The sequence below is a fragment of the Hyunsoonleella jejuensis genome (genome assembly GCF_900111025.1).
GTDB classification, from domain to species: Bacteria; Bacteroidota; Bacteroidia; order Flavobacteriales; family Flavobacteriaceae; genus Jejuia; species Jejuia jejuensis.
The window spans coordinates 826,637-844,061 of the sequence record NZ_FOFN01000001.1; the positions used below are offsets into that span (position 1 = coordinate 826,637).

Here is a 17,425-nt window from a genome sequence, read left to right on the forward strand (position 1 = left end):
AACTTATGTTAATCTAGAGCAATCAAAGTATGAGAAACTGTATTGATAACTACTTCTTATCCGGATTTAACAAAATAGCATAAATCTGAATGCCAAACCCAATAAGTACAAGTGTTGGTGCTAATCTTATACGTCTCCAAGAGAAGATTTCAGGGTTAAAAAGGTTAGGGTCGTCACTACCGCCACCGGCCATTAAAATAAAACCAAGTGCAATACAGCCTAGACCAATAAACATCCATTTATAGTTTTTCTTGCCGAAAACAAATATTGGTTTTGTAGCTTCTTTGCGTTTTTTTTCTCCCATAGTTTCAAAGAATTAGTGCAAATTAAGTGATTTATTTAAGATGAAATGTTAATATGAGTTTAAAATTTCTTTTGCGTTAGGGATTGAGTCCCGCACGTGCGGGATTGGAGCTCCTCGCAGAGAGCGACTCGCGAAAGCTCGACCCACCTGCACTGAGCTTGTCGAATTGTTGTGGGTAACGCCCAAATAACACTAATAATACAACTCATCTGTTTTTAAATTCAAGAAGCGTTGTGTCGCAATATGTGTACTTATCCAAGTAATAACGATGCCCAATCCCAAAATAAGTACAAACAATAACACCATTAAAACTGGGTTTGCCAACAATTCCAATTCGGGGAAGGTTTTATTGATGTAATACAATACAATGGCCATTCCTATCATTGCTAAAACAGCGCCAATAATGCCCAATCTTATACTTTTCCATACAAACGGACGCCGAATAAACCGTTTGGTAGCACCCACCATTTGCATGGTTTTTATCGTAAAACGTTTAGAATATACTGCTAGTCGCAGCGAGCTGTTTATTAATAAAACAGCAATTAAAGTAAAAAGGCCACTAATCACTAATACCCAAAAACTTATTTTCTTTACGTTATCGTTCATTAGGTTTACCAAATCGTTATCATAAGTTACTTCATCTACAAAGGTCTTATTCAGGGCTTCGGCTGAAATTTTTTCCAAATGTTCAGAGGTTACAAAATCTGCCTTTAAGTGCACATCTATAGAATTCTGCAATGGGTTGTAACCTACAAAATCCATAAAATCCTCACCAGTTTCGGCTTTCATAAACTCAGCGGCCTGTTCTTTAGAGACGTACTCGGTAGATTTTACATAATCGGCCATAGCCAAACTTTTTTCAAGCTGCTTACGTTCTACTTCCTTGGCGGTATCTTTTAAATAAATGGTAACTACCACTTGTTCTTTAAAATGATCGGAGACTTTTTTGGCATTCAAAACCAACATACCCAATAAACCCAATAAAAACAACACTAATGCAATACTAACAACAACCGAAACATATGAAGATACCAAGCGACGTTTTTGATGTTTTTCAAAGGATGAACTCATAGAGGAACTGGATTAATGCTGTAAAAATAATAAAGTATTCTAATTCGTTGTTCTTTACAACGTGTAAACTTTTAACATTGGTATAATAAGTTTAAATTTGCGCTTTTATTAAGCGGAAGAGATTAAAAGAGAATGAAATACAATTTCAACGAGATAGAAGCCAAATGGCAAAAGTATTGGGCAGACCATCAAACATTTAAAGCTGAGAACAATAGCGACAAACCAAAATATTACGTTTTGGATATGTTTCCTTACCCAAGTGGTGCAGGTTTACATGTTGGGCATCCCTTAGGGTATATTGCTTCAGATATTTATGCGCGATACAAGCGCCACCAGGGCTTTAATGTGTTGCACCCACAAGGCTATGATAGTTTTGGATTACCTGCAGAGCAATATGCGATTCAAACCGGGCAACACCCGGCGATTACTACTGCAGAAAATATTAAGACTTACCGCCGTCAACTAGATCAAATTGGATTCTCGTTCGATTGGTCTCGTGAAGTACGAACGTCCGATCCAAGTTATTACAAATGGACGCAGTGGATTTTCATTCAACTATTCAATTCTTGGTATAATAATGATTCTAACAAAGCTGAAGATATTTCGGAATTAGTTAAAATTTTTGAAACTGAAGGAAATGCAACCGTAAATGCGGTTTGTGACGATGATATAAAGGCATTTTCTGCTGAAGAATGGACTAGTTTTTCTTCGGAAGAACAACAAAAGATATTACTACAATACAGATTGACGTATTTAGCTGAAACTGAAGTGAACTGGTGTCCTGCATTGGGAACTGTTTTAGCAAATGATGAAATTGTTAATGGTGTTTCAGAGCGTGGTGGACATCCTGTTATCAGAAAAAAAATGACCCAATGGAGCATGCGCATTTCTGCTTATGCAGAACGGTTGCTTCAAGGTTTAGATAAAATAGACTGGACAGATAGTTTAAAGGAAAGTCAGCGTAACTGGATTGGGAAATCGGTGGGAGCCTCGGTAACTTTTAATGTGAATGACCATGACGCCGTTATTGATGTGTTTACCACAAGACCTGATACCATTTTCGGTGTAAGTTTTATGACATTAGCTCCAGAACACGAATTAGTATCGCAAATAACAACTCCAGAACAAAAGGAAGACGTTGATGCTTATATTGAAGCCACTGCAAAACGCAGTGAACGTGATAGAATGGCAGATGTAAAAACCATTTCAGGTGCGTTTACGGGTGCCTACGCAGAACATCCATTCACAAAAGAACCCATTCCAATTTGGATTGGTGATTATGTGTTGGCAGGGTACGGAACAGGGGCAGTAATGTCAGTACCATGTGGAGACCAGCGCGATTATGATTTCGCGAAGCATTTTAATATACCCATTCCTAATATATTCAGCCCCCTAGCCCCCAAAGAGGGAACAGATGCGGATGATTTAATAGCAACTGAAGCTTTTGCTGAAAAATCAGGGTTTGTTTTAAAGAATTCAGGTTTCTTAAATGGATTGAAATATAAAGAGGCTACGAAAAAAGTAATAGCCGAACTTGAAACTATTGGACAAGGAAAAGGAACAACTAACTATCGTTTACGTGACGCCGTATTTTCCAGACAACGCTATTGGGGGGAACCGTTTCCGGTGTATTATGATGAAACTGGGATGCCTCAAATGATAGACGAGCAATTTTTACCATTAGAGTTACCCGAAGTAGATAAATATTTACCAACAGAAACAGGTGAACCGCCTCTAGGCAATGCCAAAAAATGGCATTGGTTGCAATACGGTGATAGGGCGGAAATCGTCTCCAAAGAGGAGTTTGAGAATTCCTCCCCTTCGGGGAGGTTAGGTGGGGCTCTTGAATTGAACACCATGCCAGGGTGGGCAGGAAGTTCGTGGTATTTTAACCGCTATATGGACGCGAATAACCCCAATGAATTTGCGAGTAAAGAAGCGTTGGCGTATTGGCAAGATGTAGATTTATACATTGGCGGTAGCGAGCACGCTGCAGGCCACTTGTTATACTCTCGTTTTTGGCAAAAATTCTTGTTTGATAAAGGCCTAGTGCCCGTTGATGAATACGCCAAAAAGCTGATTAATCAAGGGATGATTTTGGGGACTAGTGCAATAGTGTATCGAATTTCTGGAACAAATAAGTATGTATCAAAGGGGTTGAAGGATAAATATGATATCGAAGAGCTTAGAGTCGATGTGAATATGGTAAACTCATCAGATGAAATTGATGTAGAACAGCTTAAACAATGGCAACCTCAGTTTAAAGATGCTGAGTTTATAATGGAGGATGGCAAATACATTGTTGGTAGAGAGGTTGAAAAAATGTCTAAGAGATGGTTCAACGTCGTTAATCCAGACGATATCGTTGCGGATTATGGCGCAGATAGCTTACGTTTATACGAAATGTTTTTAGGACCGTTAGAGCAATACAAACCTTGGAATACTGCGGGTATTACTGGCGTACACAACTTCCTTAAAAAATTATGGAAACTATACCACCAAGGAGAAAACGGCAGTTTCTACGTTTCGGGTGAGAGTTCCCCTCCTTCGGAGGGGTTAGGGGAGGCCTTAAAAACACTTCATAAAACCATCAAAAAGGTACAAGAAGATATCGAGAACTTCTCATTCAACACATCGGTGTCAACATTTATGATCGCAGTGAATGAATTGACGGCACAAAAATGTACTTCAAAAGAAATTTTAGAACCTTTATTGATATTGATTTCGCCTTATGCACCGCATATTGCTGAAGAATTATGGAGTCAGTTAGGAAATAGCGGTTCAATTTCAACAGCGCCATTTCCAGAATTCGATGAAAGTCATTTGGTAGAAAGCAGTAAAAATTACCCAATTTCATTTAATGGTAAAATGCGTTTCACTATGGAATTGCCTTTAGATTTAAGTAAAGACGAGATTGAAAAAGCAGTTCTAGAAAACGAAAAAACTCAAGACCAATTACAAGGGAGAACACCTAAAAAAGTAATTGTAGTACCTGGGAAAATTGTAAATATAGTTGGCTAATGTACATTTATAACGTTACAGTAAATATAGACGAATCCATTCACGACGAGTGGTTAATATGGATTAAAGAACATATTCCGCAAGTTTTAGGTACTGGCAAATTTGAAAAGGCTACCTTAACCAGAGTTTTGGTAGAGGAAGATATGGGAGGCGTAACGTATTCTATTCAATACCGTTCTTATTCTAGAGAAGCTTTGGATGCTTATTATAAAGAAGATGCCGAAAAATTGAGAAGCGCTGGTATGAAAAAGTTTGCCGACAAAATGTTAGCCTTTAGAACCGAACTTCAAATTATTGACGAATACACAGTAAATTTCACGTAAAGCTAAAGGCCAAAAGCCAGTAGCTAAAAGCTATGTCTGTAAAAGCAAAGAAACATCTAGGTCAGCATTTTTTAAGGGATGAAAGTATCGCCGAAAAAATAGCGGACACTCTTTCGCTTAAAGGTTATAAAAATGTACTTGAGATTGGTCCGGGGATGGGTGTGCTTACTAAATATTTGCTTAAAAAAGATATTACTACTTACGTTATAGAAATCGATTCAGAATCTGTAGAATACCTGCAGGCCAATTACCTGAATTTAGCACCAAGAATTATAGAAAAAGATTTCTTAAAGTATGATTTAAACGATGTGTTTAAAGGCGAATCTTTAGCTATTATTGGCAACTTTCCGTATAATATTTCAACTCAAATTGTATTTAAAACTTTAGAAATGCGAAATCAAATTCCTGAGTTTTCAGGTATGTTTCAAAAGGAAGTTGCGCAGCGCATTTGCTCTAAAGAAGGCAGTAAAGTGTATGGGATTTTGTCGGTATTGACCCAAGCGTTTTATGATGCCGAATATTTATTTACCGTACCGCCATCTGTATTTAATCCACCACCAAAAGTAGATTCAGGCGTACTTCGACTTACCCGAAAAGAAAACTACACATTGCCCTGCGATGAAAAATTATTCTTCAAAGTGGTAAAAGTAGGCTTCCAGCAACGAAGAAAAACATTGCGTAACAGTTTAAAAACATTGGATTTGTCTGATAATTTAAAAGCAAATGTTATATTTGGCAAACGTCCGGAACAATTGCAGGTTCAAGAGTTTATCGAACTTACGCAATTAATTGAAAACGACAGAAAACCATAAGCTACTGATAGGTCTAGTTATTCCGATTGGTATCGGAATCGTATCGAAACCCAAAAAGATTTCTAATCTATTAAGTGTTCTCGATACAATTATTTTTTCGCATTAGCTTAAAAATAGTCGCTCGGACTCATATGAAAACGAAATAACCTCCACAATGATGGAAGAGGAAGAAAAAGGAAAGATACAATTTGAGCTCACTGAAGAACTTTTGGAGCAGGTAGAAGGTCTTGTAGAATCGCAAGATGATAAGGCACTTCGAAACTTGTTAAAAGAGTATCACTATGCAGATATTGCTGAAATTCTAGACGAACTTAATCTAGAACAGGCGATTTACGTTATTAAATTGTTGGATTCTGAAACGACTTCAGACATCTTAATGGAGCTCGATGAAGATAATCGAGAAAAAGTTCTAAAAAATCTTACTGCCAAAGAAATTGCCGAAGAGGTAGAGGAATTAGATACCGATGACGCGGCAGATATCATTGCAGAGCTTCCTGAGGAACGTCAGCAAGCTGTAATATCTCAAATTGAAGACCAAGAGCATAAAGAGGAAATCAAGGAACTTTTAGCTTACGATGAAGATACTGCCGGTGGTTTAATGGCAAAAGAGCTTGTAAAGGTTTATGAAACCTGGACTGTTGCGGGATGTTTAAGACGCATTAGAGGTCAAGCTAAAGAGGTGACTCGAGTACATTCGGTTTATGTAGTTAATAAAGAAGAAAAACTCATAGGACGTCTATCTTTAAAGGATTTGGTAGTTGCGAAAAGCGATCAGAAAATAGCCGATATTTATATATCTAGTGTAGATTATGTTGATGTAAATGAAGATGTAGAAGAAGTTGCCAGAGTTATGGCGAAGTACGACTTAGAAGCCATTCCAGTTGTAGACGAAAACAAAACCCTCTTAGGACGCATTACTATTGATGATATTGTAGACGTATTAAAAGAAGAAGCAGAAAAAGACTATCAAATGGCTGCTGGTATTACGGGTGATGTAGATTCTGATGATAGCATACTGCAACTTACCCGTGCACGTTTGCCTTGGTTATTTTTAGGATTGGTTGGTGGTATTGGCGCATTTATTATTATGGAAGGCTTTCAAGAATCCTTTAGCAAATATGCGGTATTGTTCTTTTTTACGCCTCTTATTGCGGCAATGGCAGGTAATGTAGGTGTACAGTCTAGCGCAATAATTGTGCAAGGTTTGGCTAATGATGACGTTAAAGGGAGTGTTAATAGTAGACTCCTTAAAGAAATGTTACTGGCCGCTCTTAATGGCGTTATACTCGCAATAGTTTTATTTCTTTTTGTATGGGCAACCAAAGGAGAAATCAATACGGCATTGGCAGTATCAGCATCTTTAGTAGCGGTAATCATTGTAGCGGGACTCATCGGAACGTTTGTGCCACTTTTTTTGGATAAACGTGGTATAGACCCAGCCATCGCCACAGGCCCGTTCATTACAACAAGTAATGATATTTTCGGAATTCTTATCTACTTCTGGATTGCGAAAATGATTTTGGGCATATAATAACTACTACGGTTAGCCATCGGGAGGTCAGGGTTTGTTCATTGCCTTATATTTTAAATTAAATGAATATAAATATTTCACTACGCAATCCTAAAAGCAATAGGTAAAGCACAAACAGTACTTAAATAGAAATCTCATTATTTTCATAACGTTTGGGGACTTCATACATTTGTAAGATGAAAATACTTCACCTAGATACTAATCATGAACTTTTACTAAATCAACTTAACGATTTAGGGTTTGAGAATCATGAAGATTACACCTCTTCAAAAGAAGAAGTTGAAGCTAGAATCGCTAAGTATGATGGTATTATTATTCGAAGTCGATTTTCCATCGACAAACAATTTCTAGATGCTGCCACAAGTCTAAAATTTATTGGTCGTGTAGGTGCAGGACTAGAAAATATAGATTGTGGCTATGCCGAAAAAAAAGGGGTATATTTAATTTCGGCACCGGAAGGTAATAGAAACGCTGTTGGCGAACATGCTTTGGGAATGTTACTATCACTTTTTAATAAGCTAAATAAAGCAGATAACGAAGTACGACAAGGCAAATGGTTGCGTGAAGATAATAGAGGTATTGAGCTTGATGGGAGAACCGTTGGGTTAATTGGTTATGGTAATATGGGAAAAGCTTTTGCAAAAAAATTACGTGGTTTTGATGTTGAAGTGATCTGCTACGATATTAAACCTAATGTTGCAGACGACAATGCTAGACAAGTTTCACTTAAAGAATTTCAAGAAAAAGTAGATATAGTAAGTTTACATACGCCACAAACACCTTTAACACTAAACATGATAAATACAGGTTTTATCAATCAGTTTAAAAAATCATTTTGGTTAATAAATACAGCAAGAGGTAAAAGTGTGGTTACTTCAGACTTAGTTAAAGCATTGAAATCTGGTAAAATTCATGGCGCAGGACTCGATGTTTTAGAATATGAAAAAAAGTCCTTTGAGAGTTTGTTTTCTTCTGAGATGCCAGAGGCTTTTCAATATTTAATCAATGCTGAAAATGTATTGTTATCGCCACATGTTGCAGGTTGGACAGTTGAAAGTAAAGAGAAGTTGGCACAAACTATAGTAGATAAGATTAAAGCTAAATTTTGCTAGTTCTCGATACAAAATTTTTCGTGCCTCAAAATTACTCGAACTGACATTCAGATAAATCAATAGCTATCGTCGCATCACTCGAACTGACAATAGGCTAAATTAACTTACAGTTGTCACTTCGAGTGGTTTCGACTTTTTGTCGAAATTGTATCGAGAAGCTTCAAAAGTTTAAACATGAAAATTTACAACGTTTATATTTTAAGATGTTCGGATGACACTTATTATACAGGCATCACTTCAAATTTAGATAAAAGACTGTTAGAGCATCAGATAGGAAAACATGCAGATAGTTATACTTTTAAACGAAGACCTGTTTCGTTGGAGTTTTACGCAGAATTCACAAATGTTGAATTGGCCATTTCTTCAGAAAAGCAAATTAAAAAATGGTCTAGGGCTAAAAAAGAGGCTTTAATTAATGGTGAGTTTGATAAGTTGCCAAATCTGGCTAAAAAGAAGTTTAGAAAATAATATGGTTCTCGATACGATGCTCCTATCGTCGCATCACTCGAACTGACAATAGGCTAAATTAACTTACAGTTGTCACTTCGAGTGGTTTCGACTTTTTTGTCGAAATTGTATCGAGAAGCATATAAAGATTTTTATTAGTTTTAATCCATGAAAAAAACCATTCTAGTTTTTTCTGGCTTAATATTAGCGCTGGTACTTTTATTTCAGTTAAGCACCTATTCCATCTATTCGGGCAATTTAAAGACTGAAGTTGCCGTGGCTGTAATTGCAGTTGTATTTTTAGTTGTTGGCATCTATATCAATAAAAAAACGCTTCATAAACAACAAACGGATACAAAAGACATTAATCTTCAAAAAATAAAAGATTTAGAAATAACAGAAAGAGAATATGAAGTACTGCAAGCTATTTCAGAAGGATTGTCTAACAAAGAAATAGCGGATAAATTATTTATATCGGAAAGCACTATTAAAACCCATGTATCTAATCTCTTAGTAAAACTGAATGCCAAACGTAGAACGCAAGCACTTCAAATAGCAAAATTGTATCAAATCATTTAAAATTCATACATTTAAACAAAAGTACTAGTAGATTGGTACTTTAGTATGACCTCTAATTCTACCTGCAGTCCTAGTTTTGTTTCAAATTATTAATCAAAATTATATTACATGAAATTAGGTGCATTTTCTATTAGTTTAAGCGTGAAGGATATTCATAAATCCAAAACATTTTACGAAACTTTAGGCTTTAGCGTTTTCGCTGGAGATATTAAACACAATTACCTTATCATGAAAAACGGTAATGCGCTCGTTGGTTTATTCCAAGGCATGTTTGAGCAAAACATTTTAACTTTTAATCCAGGTTGGGATGAAAACGCAAACCCACTTGAAGCGTTTGATGATGTAAGAGATATTCAAAAGCATTTAAAAGGCGCAAACATAAAGCTAGAACGGGAAGCAGACCAAACAACATCAGGTCCGGCTAGTATGGTGTTTTATGACCCTGATGGAAATACTATTTTAATAGACCAACACGTATAGGAAACGTCAATACATTTTTAATTATGAAACAAACAATTTTAAAATATGGCGGTTACGGTGCTATTGTTGGCTTTTTAATTTTTGTCATCCATTTAGCTTTAGGAAAAGATTTAGATTTCGGAACTCTAGAAATCTTAGGATATGTTTCCATTTTTGTGTCTCTCTCTTTTATTTATTTTGGAATTAGATATTACAGAGATAAGATTAACAACGGCAAAATTTCTCTTGGAAATGCACTATTAATAGGTGTTTTAATTTCTGTATTGGTTGGTATTGGTATAGGCATAGCAGATTATATTTATACGCAATATATCAATCCAAACTTTTTTAAGGATTATACACAAATGCTGATTGAAGAAGGTAGGGGCGATGAGGTTATTGAAATGACGAGCACAACGGGCGCATTATTTATGTTGGTTTTAGTAACCATTATTGGATTTATTATATCTTTAATTTCAGGTTTAATTTTGCAGCGTAAGTAAACAATCTATGCAATACGAAGCAACATCAATAGAAGATTACATCCGTCAGGTTCCCCAAGAAAGACAAGCTACATTGCAGAAACTTAGAACGGTAATTAATAAGAATTTGCCCAAAGGATTCGAAGAAGGTATTATCTATAAAATGATTGGGTATTATGTACCATACTCGGTATATCCTGACGGATACCATTGCGACTCTAAAACACCTTTGCCATTTATGAGTTTTGCTTCACAGAAAAATTCTGTGAACTTATACCATAGCGGTATTTATGCAAAAAAAGAGTTACACGATTGGTTCGTAAATGAATATCCTAAACATAGTCAGCGAAAGTTGGATATGGGAAAAAGTTGTATTCGTTTTAAATATTTAGATGATATTCCTTTTGAATTAATTGGTGAACTCACTAGAAAAATGACCTGCGAGGAGTGGATTAAAATTTACGAAAACGCTATAAAGAAGGCATAAAACATGAAAAATAGAGTTACAGGAATAGGTGGTTTATTTTTTAAAACAAAAGATCCAAAAGCCACTAAGGCATGGTATAAAAAACATTTAGGATTTAATACAGATGAATATGGCTGTACTTTTTGGTGGAAGGATAACGAAGGCAATGCGTGTTCTACGCAATGGAGCCCGTTTCCCGAGGACACCAAATATTATGAGCCAACTAAAAAGGATTTTATGTTTAATTACCGCGTTGAAAATTTGGTAGAATTACTAGAGCTTTTAAAAGCGGAAGGTGTAACTGTAGTTGGAGAAATGGAAGAATATGAATATGGAAAATTTGGATGGATTTTAGATAACGACGGTAATAAAATTGAGCTTTGGGAACCAGTTGATGAAGCTTTTAAATAGATAAATTTGGGAATAGTAGAAACGCTTCAGTCATTTCATCTTTCGGTTTTTCAATGGATTGCTATAGTGTTGGCTGCCTTTATTTTGGGTTTTTCAAAATCTGGCATAAAAGGTATTGGTGTTATTATTATTTTAATTTTAGCTTTCGTTTTTGGGGAAAAGGCATCTACAGGTATTTTATTGCCCATGTTAATTTCGGCCGATATTATCGCGGTAAGTTATTACAATAGACATACGCAATGGCGTTTTATTAAGAAGCTAATACCATCTATGGTTATTGGTGTTTTGGTGGGCGTTTGGGTAGGCGATACTATATCAGAGCTTGTATTTAAGCGTATTATGGCTATTATCATTATTGGTTCTGTAGGTATTATGTGGTTTTTTGAAAAGCGCAAAACCAATGCTATTCCACATAATAAAGTGTTTTCGAATTCAGCTGGATTTTTAGCGGGTTTTTCTACTATGATAGGTAATTTAGCAGGCCCAATTTCTAATATTTATTTTTTGGCAATGCGATTGCCTAAAAACGAATTTATAGGTACAGCTGCATGGTTATTTTTTATAATTAATGTGTTTAAATTGCCGTTTCATTATTTTGTTTGGGAAACCGTAACTAAAGAAAGTCTTATTCTAAATTTAGTCTTAGTTCCTGCAATAGTCTCTGGGTTTTTTATGGGAGCAGCACTTGTTAAAAAAATATCAAACGTTAATTACAGAAAGTTTATAATAATTGTTACGGGCGTTGGAGGTGTTTTGCTACTATGCCGATAGTATTACAAAACTTTTTATAGTTTGAAGCACATAGAGTTAGTAGTAAATGTATTTTTTACTATTTTTAAATACGAATCAAAAAAAAACTAGAAATCATGTCAGACGAAAAAAATTTAAGCGACGATTTAAACGATATGTTAGATGACGCTAAGGATGGTGCAAAAAAAGCAGCAGATAAAGCTGGGGAAATGGCTAGTGAAGCCAAAGAAAAGGCGAAAGAAATTGCCAATGAAGCAAAAGAGTCGGCTAATGAGTTTGCTGAAAGCGCCAAGGAGACGTTCGTTTCTAAGGACAATAAAAAGATTTTAGCTGGAATTTTAGGAATTCTAGTTGGTTGGTTGGGTATACATAAATTTGTTTTGGGTTACCAAAAGGAAGGTATAATTTTGCTCGTTATTTCACTCATTGGAATTGTTTTGTCTTGCGTTGGAGTTGGTGTTTTAGTGGTATGGGCTACAGGTTTAGTTGGTTTAATAGAAGGAATCATCTATTTAACCAAATCAGACGAAGAGTTTTACAACACCTACCAAGTTGGCAAGAAACCTTGGTTCTAAAAATAACTAAAGCCTAAAGAACTAGTTCTTTAGGCTTTTTTCACAATATAATTATAGCCTTTTAAGAGTATCTAAATTTGACAGTTATGTTGAACCATTAGCCAAATGGTAGTAACAGTAACTGCCTATGTACACACGATTTTACAATACATAAGTAAGCAGGAATCTTGCTTATATAATACTATTTTAGGTGAAGTTGTTTTGTTTCAACCCACCATTTCAAAACATTTGAAGACGATTTGCAATTTCTTAATTAGAGAGTGCTTACATGAGTTTCAAACCGTAAAATTGTTACTTCGACAAAACAAATCTAGCTGCTGGGTTTAATCCTAATTCTTAGTTTAAAGCGTTAAACATCAACTAAGTCTTATCCATGATTTTCGGCAGCTATAAGCGTTTTTCCATTATTTTTTCAGACTTAAAAATATCACAACCCATAATCAAAAGGCAGTAACTCGCCAACGCGTTGTTTTCCCATCACACCAGAAAACTGCACTTTATCTACATTTGTATAGTTTCCGTAAAAATCTATAAATATAGCAGGTGTTAAAAAATATATAGAAGATTGTTCCCATCTGCCGAACAAAATGTTTAATGGTTGTTCTATAGATACTCGTTTTATGCTAGAGTTATTCTTATGTTCTATTTTAAAATAGTCTTTCGGGGTCACTTTGTTTTTTCCATCATAAATTTCGTAACCCCGTTCAGCTAATTTACCAGCATACAAAGCTCTCATAAATTCTAGCCTTGAACCTTCATAGGCTTTTGCTCGATTTTTAAAGGCTTTTGCCTTATTAAATATTTTTAAATCTTTGTAAAATGTAGTGCCATAAAAGCCAACAGAGGCAACATCAAAAGGATTAAAACTTTTGTTTAAAGGATGAAATTTTAAAGTAAATGTGGTCACATCATAAGTTATTACGTACTGCAATGCTTTGTTTTCTATTTGTAATGGTGTTTTGGAGTAGGCTGTTAGCGTTCTATCGTTTTTATTATAGCGAAGAACAATGTCATCTTCATTTAATATTTTACATGAGTTTCCAAATCTTGAAGTCCCTAAAAACTCTTTTCTAAAAAACTTCAATTTTTGTCTTCTGGTCATGCCATCATTGGCATTTACAAGAACTTCACTTAAGGCTTCAGTATTTTCTTCTAGTAATACTGTTATCTTATTTTTACTTCTGTAATCAGAAATTATTTGTTTTTTATAACCTAGAAAAGATATGATTAAAGGCGATTGTATAGCTTTTGTGTAGCGTATCGAGAATTCTCCGTTGCTATTGGTAATAACACCTAAGGTAGTATTATCAAAATAAACGGTAGCGGTTTCTATTGGTGTTTTGGTTTTTGCATCCAAAACCACACCTTCTAGGGTTTGCCCAATGGTTGTTTCACAAAGAAACAGAAAGCATGTAACAAGAAATACGTTACGTAGTTTCATTATTCTCCATGAATTTACGCTCCAATTCTGCTTGAAATTCTTCCATAACAGGACGGACGGTGCTTTCTGGGAGATCTGCTATTTTAATGTACATCAACCCATCAACAGAGTTGTTAAATAAAGGGTCTACATTAAATGCTACCAATTTTGCATTTTGTTTTATATACTTTTTAAGCAACACAGGCAGGCGTAATGCACCAGGCTCTATTTCGTCAATGAATTTATCAAACTTGTTTAAATCGGCTTCAGTTTCATCAAAAACAAAATCTTTATCCGCATCTTTAAGCTTTACTTTGAATTCCTTTTTAGGGCGTACATACTGCGCAATATAAGGGTCGTAGTAATGTGATTTCATGAACTCAATCATCAAAGATTTGGAGAAATTTGAAAACTGATTACTAATGCTCACACCTCCAATCAAATAGTTGTGTTCAGGATAACGTAGTGTGGTGTGCACGATGCCTTTCCAAAGTAAGAACAGTGGCATTGGTTTTTGTTGGTATTCTTTAATGATGAATGCACGCCCCATTTCAATGGACTCGCTCATCATTTTATAGAGTTCTGGTTCAAAGCGAAATAAATCTTGTAGATAGAACCCATCGATACCATAAAGTTTAAAAATTTTAGAACCTAAACCCATTCTATATGCGCCTGCAATGAGCTGTTTCTCGTTGTCCCATAAAAACATATGGTGGTAATAATTGTCAAACGCATCTAAATCTATTGCTTCGTTGGTGCCTTCACCAACCTCTCTAAACGTAATTTCCCGTAATCTGCCTATTTCCCTTAGGATATTTGGAATCTTTTTAGCATCAGCTAAAAACACTTCATAGTTTTTACTTTCTAAAAGTCTGGAGTTGTCTTCTCTCAGGGCCTCAACTTCTTTTGCCATTATATCACTATCAATGGGAGTAACAATGTTTTTAGGAGATTTGGGCACTTTTAAGGATGACGGAATATTCAGTATTTTTGATTTATCTTCAAAGGTGTTGGATAGCATATAAGTTTTTTTCCGAATGAATTCCGAAAAGTCTTCTAAAGACTCATATTCCTTTTGATCGGTAACCGAAATGGGCTTTCCTATGCGTACTTTTATGGTACGTCGTTTTTGAGTTAACAATTCTGAAGGTAGTTTGGCAGTTCTAAACGTATCGCTAATCTTAGATAGCTTGTAAAACAACTTACTATTTTTTGCATGAAAGTATATGGGTACAATGGGCACTTCAGCCTTTTTTACCAGTTTCATAGCGGCTTCCTCCCATGGTCTGTCCACTACTAGTTTCCCATCTCGGTATGTTGATACTTCGCCCGCAGGAAAAATACCTAATGGATGCCCCTCGCGCAAATGTAAAATGGCATTTTTAAACCCTGCAATACTAGATTTAACGTCCTTTCTGTCCTCAAAAGGATTTACGGGCATAATATAGGGTTTTAAGGGGGTAATACGGTGTAATAAAAAGTTAGCGATAATTTTAAAATCGCTACGTTGTTCTAACATTAGTTTCAGTAATAGAATCCCATCAATACCTCCAAGTGGATGATTTGAGATTGTAATGTAAGCACCGTCTTTTGGCAGGCGTTTAAGGTCTTCTTCAGGAATTTCAAACTTAATTTGAAAATCTTCTAAAATTCCATTTAAAAAATCAACTTTCTCAAGATGTTTGTTGCGCTTATAAATTTTGTTCAGGGTGGATATTTTAAGAACTTTCATTAATAACCATCCTATAAAAGTGCCTATAAAGCCATATTTATCTAATTGTATGGCTTTTGCCACTTCCTTAGCGGTTACCAAACCTGTATCTTGTTGTTTCCCCATCGGCGTAAAAGTAATAAATAAAACTATTTAGTAACTATTTGCACAGTTTCTTGTGTTAATTGCTTTAGTAATACCGTTTTATCCTCTTCCAAGTGTTTAAGGACTTCGTTGTTGTAATGTCTTATAGTGTATAATGATACGTTTTCATCACAGGTTACCCTAAATTTTGCTTTCAAATGCTGCAATAGTTTTTCTAAATTATTAAAGCTGTTTTCTAAACAAACGGAAAAACTAATGGCTGAATTTTGAATAACATCCACTTTCATTTTATAAGTATGCAGTAACTTGAATATGTCGCTAATATTGTCCTCAACGATATACGAAAAATCCAAAGATGATAGTGAGATTAAAACTTGGTTTTTTTTCAGAATAAAACAAGGCACATTGGGTTGTAAAGTAATTCCTTTTCCAACCCTTGTACCGTCATCTTTTGGATTTAAAAACGACTTTACAAAGAGTGGGATTTCTTTACGCTGCAAAGGCTGTAAGGTTTTTGGATGAATGACTGAGGCTCCATAAAAAGCCAATTCTATAGCTTCTTCGTATGAAATTTGATGTAACAATTGTGCGTTATCAAAATAACGTGGATCTGCATTTAGAACCCCAGGTACATCTTTCCAAATGGTAACACTTTCGGCATTTAGGCAATAAGCATAAATTGCAGCAGTGTAATCGCTACCTTCTCTTCCTAGCGTAGTTGTAAAGTTGTTGGCATCACTACCTAAAAATCCTTGCGTAATATTTAGTGTTTTTTTATCAAAAGAGGATGTGATGTTCTGCTGGGTAGTTTCCCAATTTACATTAGCTCTTCGATAGTAATTGTCGGTTTTTATATGTGTTCTAGCGTCAATCCAGTCATTTTTAATACCAATATTATTAAGGTAGGCACTGATTATGGTTGTAGCAACCAATTCTCCATAACTTATGGTTTGGTCGTAAACGTAATTGTAGTCTGGCGATTTATTGGTTCTTAAAAAATCATCCAGTTCCCTGAATAGATGTGTTACTTTTTTGAAAATTGGGTGCGACTCATTTTCAAATAAATCTAATAAAATACTATTATGGTATTTTATTACATCTTGCACGGCGCTATTTAATTCTGCTTTGTTTTCAAAGTAATTTTTAATTACAATTTCTAATGCATTGGTGGTTTTTCCCATGGCCGAAACCACAATGAGTATGTTCTTATGTCCAACGAGTTTTAATATGTTGGCTAAATTCTTAACGCTATCAGCATCTTTTACTGATGCGCCACCAAACTTAAATATTTGCATCTTCTAATTTAGAAATATAGTTTTTAATTGCTTCTTGATTCATTTGAACAACATCCCAATCGCGCATAACTTTAGCGCCATTTTTTTCATAGAATGTAATAGCGGGTTCATTCCAGTCTAGTACCTCCCAATTAATGCGTTTTACACCCAGGTTGTAGCCATATTTTACAACTTCATCTAATAATTTAGATCCGATACCTTTACCACGCATCGATTCGCTTACGATTAAATCTTCCAAATGAATAGCTCTACCTTTCCATGTAGAATAACGATTATATACCAATGCAATACCTTTTATTTGAGAATTAACCTCTGCTACAAAGCAATGAAATTGTGGATTTTCCCCAAAACCATCATTTTCTAATTCCGTAACCGTAACTTCAACAGCATGCGGTTCTTTTTCAAATGTAGCCAGTTCTTGTATCAAACTCAGAACTTTTAACATATCCTCTTTTTTTGCGTCTCTGATTATTAGTTCCATACTTTTTTCAAATGAATTTCAAAGATAGTTTAAAGTTGCGCATTTTATAACAATTATAAATAGCGAAAAC

Annotated in this window: 19 protein-coding genes; 13 read left to right on the forward strand and 6 right to left on the reverse strand. The window is 35.2% G+C overall.

Features of this window, described 5'->3' with window-relative positions; all coding sequences use genetic code 11:
• Window positions 1–49 precede the first annotated feature (49 nt).
• Window positions 50–304: a DUF3098 domain-containing protein gene (locus BMY39_RS03590; RefSeq protein WP_092575496.1), complete on the reverse strand. Its 255-nt coding sequence runs from the start codon at window positions 302–304 to the stop codon at window positions 50–52.
• Window positions 305–496: 192 nt separating this feature from the next.
• Window positions 497–1,375 carry a cell division protein FtsX gene (locus BMY39_RS03595; RefSeq protein ID WP_092575499.1) on the reverse strand — a complete coding sequence of 293 codons (879 nt, stop codon included), beginning with the start codon at window positions 1,373–1,375 and terminating at the stop codon, window positions 497–499.
• 132 nt (window positions 1,376–1,507) lie between these two features.
• Here BMY39_RS03595 and leuS point away from each other — a divergent pair, with 132 nt between their 5' ends.
• From leuS to BMY39_RS03660, 13 genes are all read left to right on the forward strand, one after another.
• Window positions 1,508–4,396, forward strand: coding sequence for a leucine--tRNA ligase (leuS, locus tag BMY39_RS03600; protein WP_092575502.1), 2,889 nt, complete (start codon window positions 1,508–1,510; stop codon window positions 4,394–4,396).
• Complete coding sequence (locus BMY39_RS03605; RefSeq protein ID WP_092575505.1) at window positions 4,396–4,719, forward strand: DUF4286 family protein; 324 nt, start codon at window positions 4,396–4,398, stop codon at window positions 4,717–4,719. Before leuS ends, BMY39_RS03605 begins: the two co-directional genes overlap by 1 nt.
• A 32-nt stretch (window positions 4,720–4,751) precedes the next feature.
• A complete protein-coding gene (rsmA, locus tag BMY39_RS03610) occupies window positions 4,752–5,531 on the forward strand; it encodes a 16S rRNA (adenine(1518)-N(6)/adenine(1519)-N(6))-dimethyltransferase RsmA (RefSeq protein WP_092575508.1) in 780 nt (259 codons plus the stop codon).
• A gap of 154 nt (window positions 5,532–5,685) precedes the next feature.
• Window positions 5,686–7,062, forward strand: coding sequence for a magnesium transporter (mgtE, locus tag BMY39_RS03615; RefSeq protein WP_245738151.1), 1,377 nt, complete (start codon window positions 5,686–5,688; stop codon window positions 7,060–7,062).
• 176 nt (window positions 7,063–7,238) lie between these two features.
• Entirely contained in the window at window positions 7,239–8,174 is a 936-nt protein-coding gene (locus BMY39_RS03620; protein WP_092575511.1) for a 2-hydroxyacid dehydrogenase, read from the forward strand.
• A 174-nt stretch (window positions 8,175–8,348) separates the two neighbouring features.
• On the forward strand, window positions 8,349–8,642 hold the full coding sequence (locus BMY39_RS03625) for a GIY-YIG nuclease family protein (protein ID WP_092575515.1): 294 nt from the start codon (window positions 8,349–8,351) through the stop codon (window positions 8,640–8,642).
• A gap of 147 nt (window positions 8,643–8,789) precedes the next feature.
• On the forward strand, window positions 8,790–9,200 hold the full coding sequence (locus tag BMY39_RS15335; RefSeq protein WP_092575518.1) for a response regulator transcription factor: 411 nt from the start codon (window positions 8,790–8,792) through the stop codon (window positions 9,198–9,200).
• 108 nt (window positions 9,201–9,308) lie between these two features.
• A complete protein-coding gene (locus tag BMY39_RS03635) occupies window positions 9,309–9,680 on the forward strand; it encodes a VOC family protein (RefSeq protein WP_092575521.1) in 372 nt (123 codons plus the stop codon).
• Between the two features lie 23 nt (window positions 9,681–9,703).
• Window positions 9,704–10,162: a DUF4199 domain-containing protein gene (locus BMY39_RS03640; protein ID WP_092575524.1), complete on the forward strand. Its 459-nt coding sequence runs from the start codon at window positions 9,704–9,706 to the stop codon at window positions 10,160–10,162.
• A 7-nt stretch (window positions 10,163–10,169) separates the two neighbouring features.
• Window positions 10,170–10,628, forward strand: coding sequence for a DUF1801 domain-containing protein (locus BMY39_RS03645; RefSeq protein ID WP_092575527.1), 459 nt, complete (start codon window positions 10,170–10,172; stop codon window positions 10,626–10,628).
• Between the two features lie 3 nt (window positions 10,629–10,631).
• Window positions 10,632–11,018, forward strand: coding sequence for a VOC family protein (locus BMY39_RS03650; RefSeq protein WP_092575528.1), 387 nt, complete (start codon window positions 10,632–10,634; stop codon window positions 11,016–11,018).
• Between the two features lie 6 nt (window positions 11,019–11,024).
• Window positions 11,025–11,789 carry a sulfite exporter TauE/SafE family protein gene (locus tag BMY39_RS03655; RefSeq protein WP_092575531.1) on the forward strand — a complete coding sequence of 255 codons (765 nt, stop codon included), beginning with the start codon at window positions 11,025–11,027 and terminating at the stop codon, window positions 11,787–11,789.
• A gap of 95 nt (window positions 11,790–11,884) precedes the next feature.
• Entirely contained in the window at window positions 11,885–12,343 is a 459-nt protein-coding gene (locus tag BMY39_RS03660; protein WP_092575534.1) for an NINE protein, read from the forward strand.
• A 427-nt stretch (window positions 12,344–12,770) separates the two neighbouring features.
• Here the strand turns inward: BMY39_RS03660 and BMY39_RS03665 are convergent, their stop codons facing one another.
• The 4 genes from BMY39_RS03665 to BMY39_RS03680 are packed head-to-tail and all read right to left on the reverse strand — an operon-like array spanning window position 12,771 to window position 17,355.
• The gene (locus BMY39_RS03665; RefSeq protein ID WP_092575537.1) at window positions 12,771–13,784 is read right to left on the reverse strand and encodes a carboxypeptidase-like regulatory domain-containing protein; all 1,014 of its coding nucleotides are present in this window, start codon (window positions 13,782–13,784) and stop codon (window positions 12,771–12,773) included.
• The gene (locus tag BMY39_RS03670) at window positions 13,771–15,600 is read right to left on the reverse strand and encodes a GNAT family N-acyltransferase (RefSeq protein WP_092575540.1); all 1,830 of its coding nucleotides are present in this window, start codon (window positions 15,598–15,600) and stop codon (window positions 13,771–13,773) included. Before BMY39_RS03670 ends, BMY39_RS03665 begins: the two co-directional genes overlap by 14 nt.
• A gap of 23 nt (window positions 15,601–15,623) precedes the next feature.
• Complete coding sequence (locus BMY39_RS03675; protein ID WP_092575543.1) at window positions 15,624–16,874, reverse strand: aspartate kinase; 1,251 nt, start codon at window positions 16,872–16,874, stop codon at window positions 15,624–15,626.
• Window positions 16,861–17,355, reverse strand: a complete 495-nt coding sequence (locus BMY39_RS03680; protein WP_092575546.1) for a GNAT family N-acetyltransferase — start codon at window positions 17,353–17,355, stop codon at window positions 16,861–16,863. Before BMY39_RS03680 ends, BMY39_RS03675 begins: the two co-directional genes overlap by 14 nt.
• Window positions 17,356–17,425 lie beyond the last annotated feature (70 nt).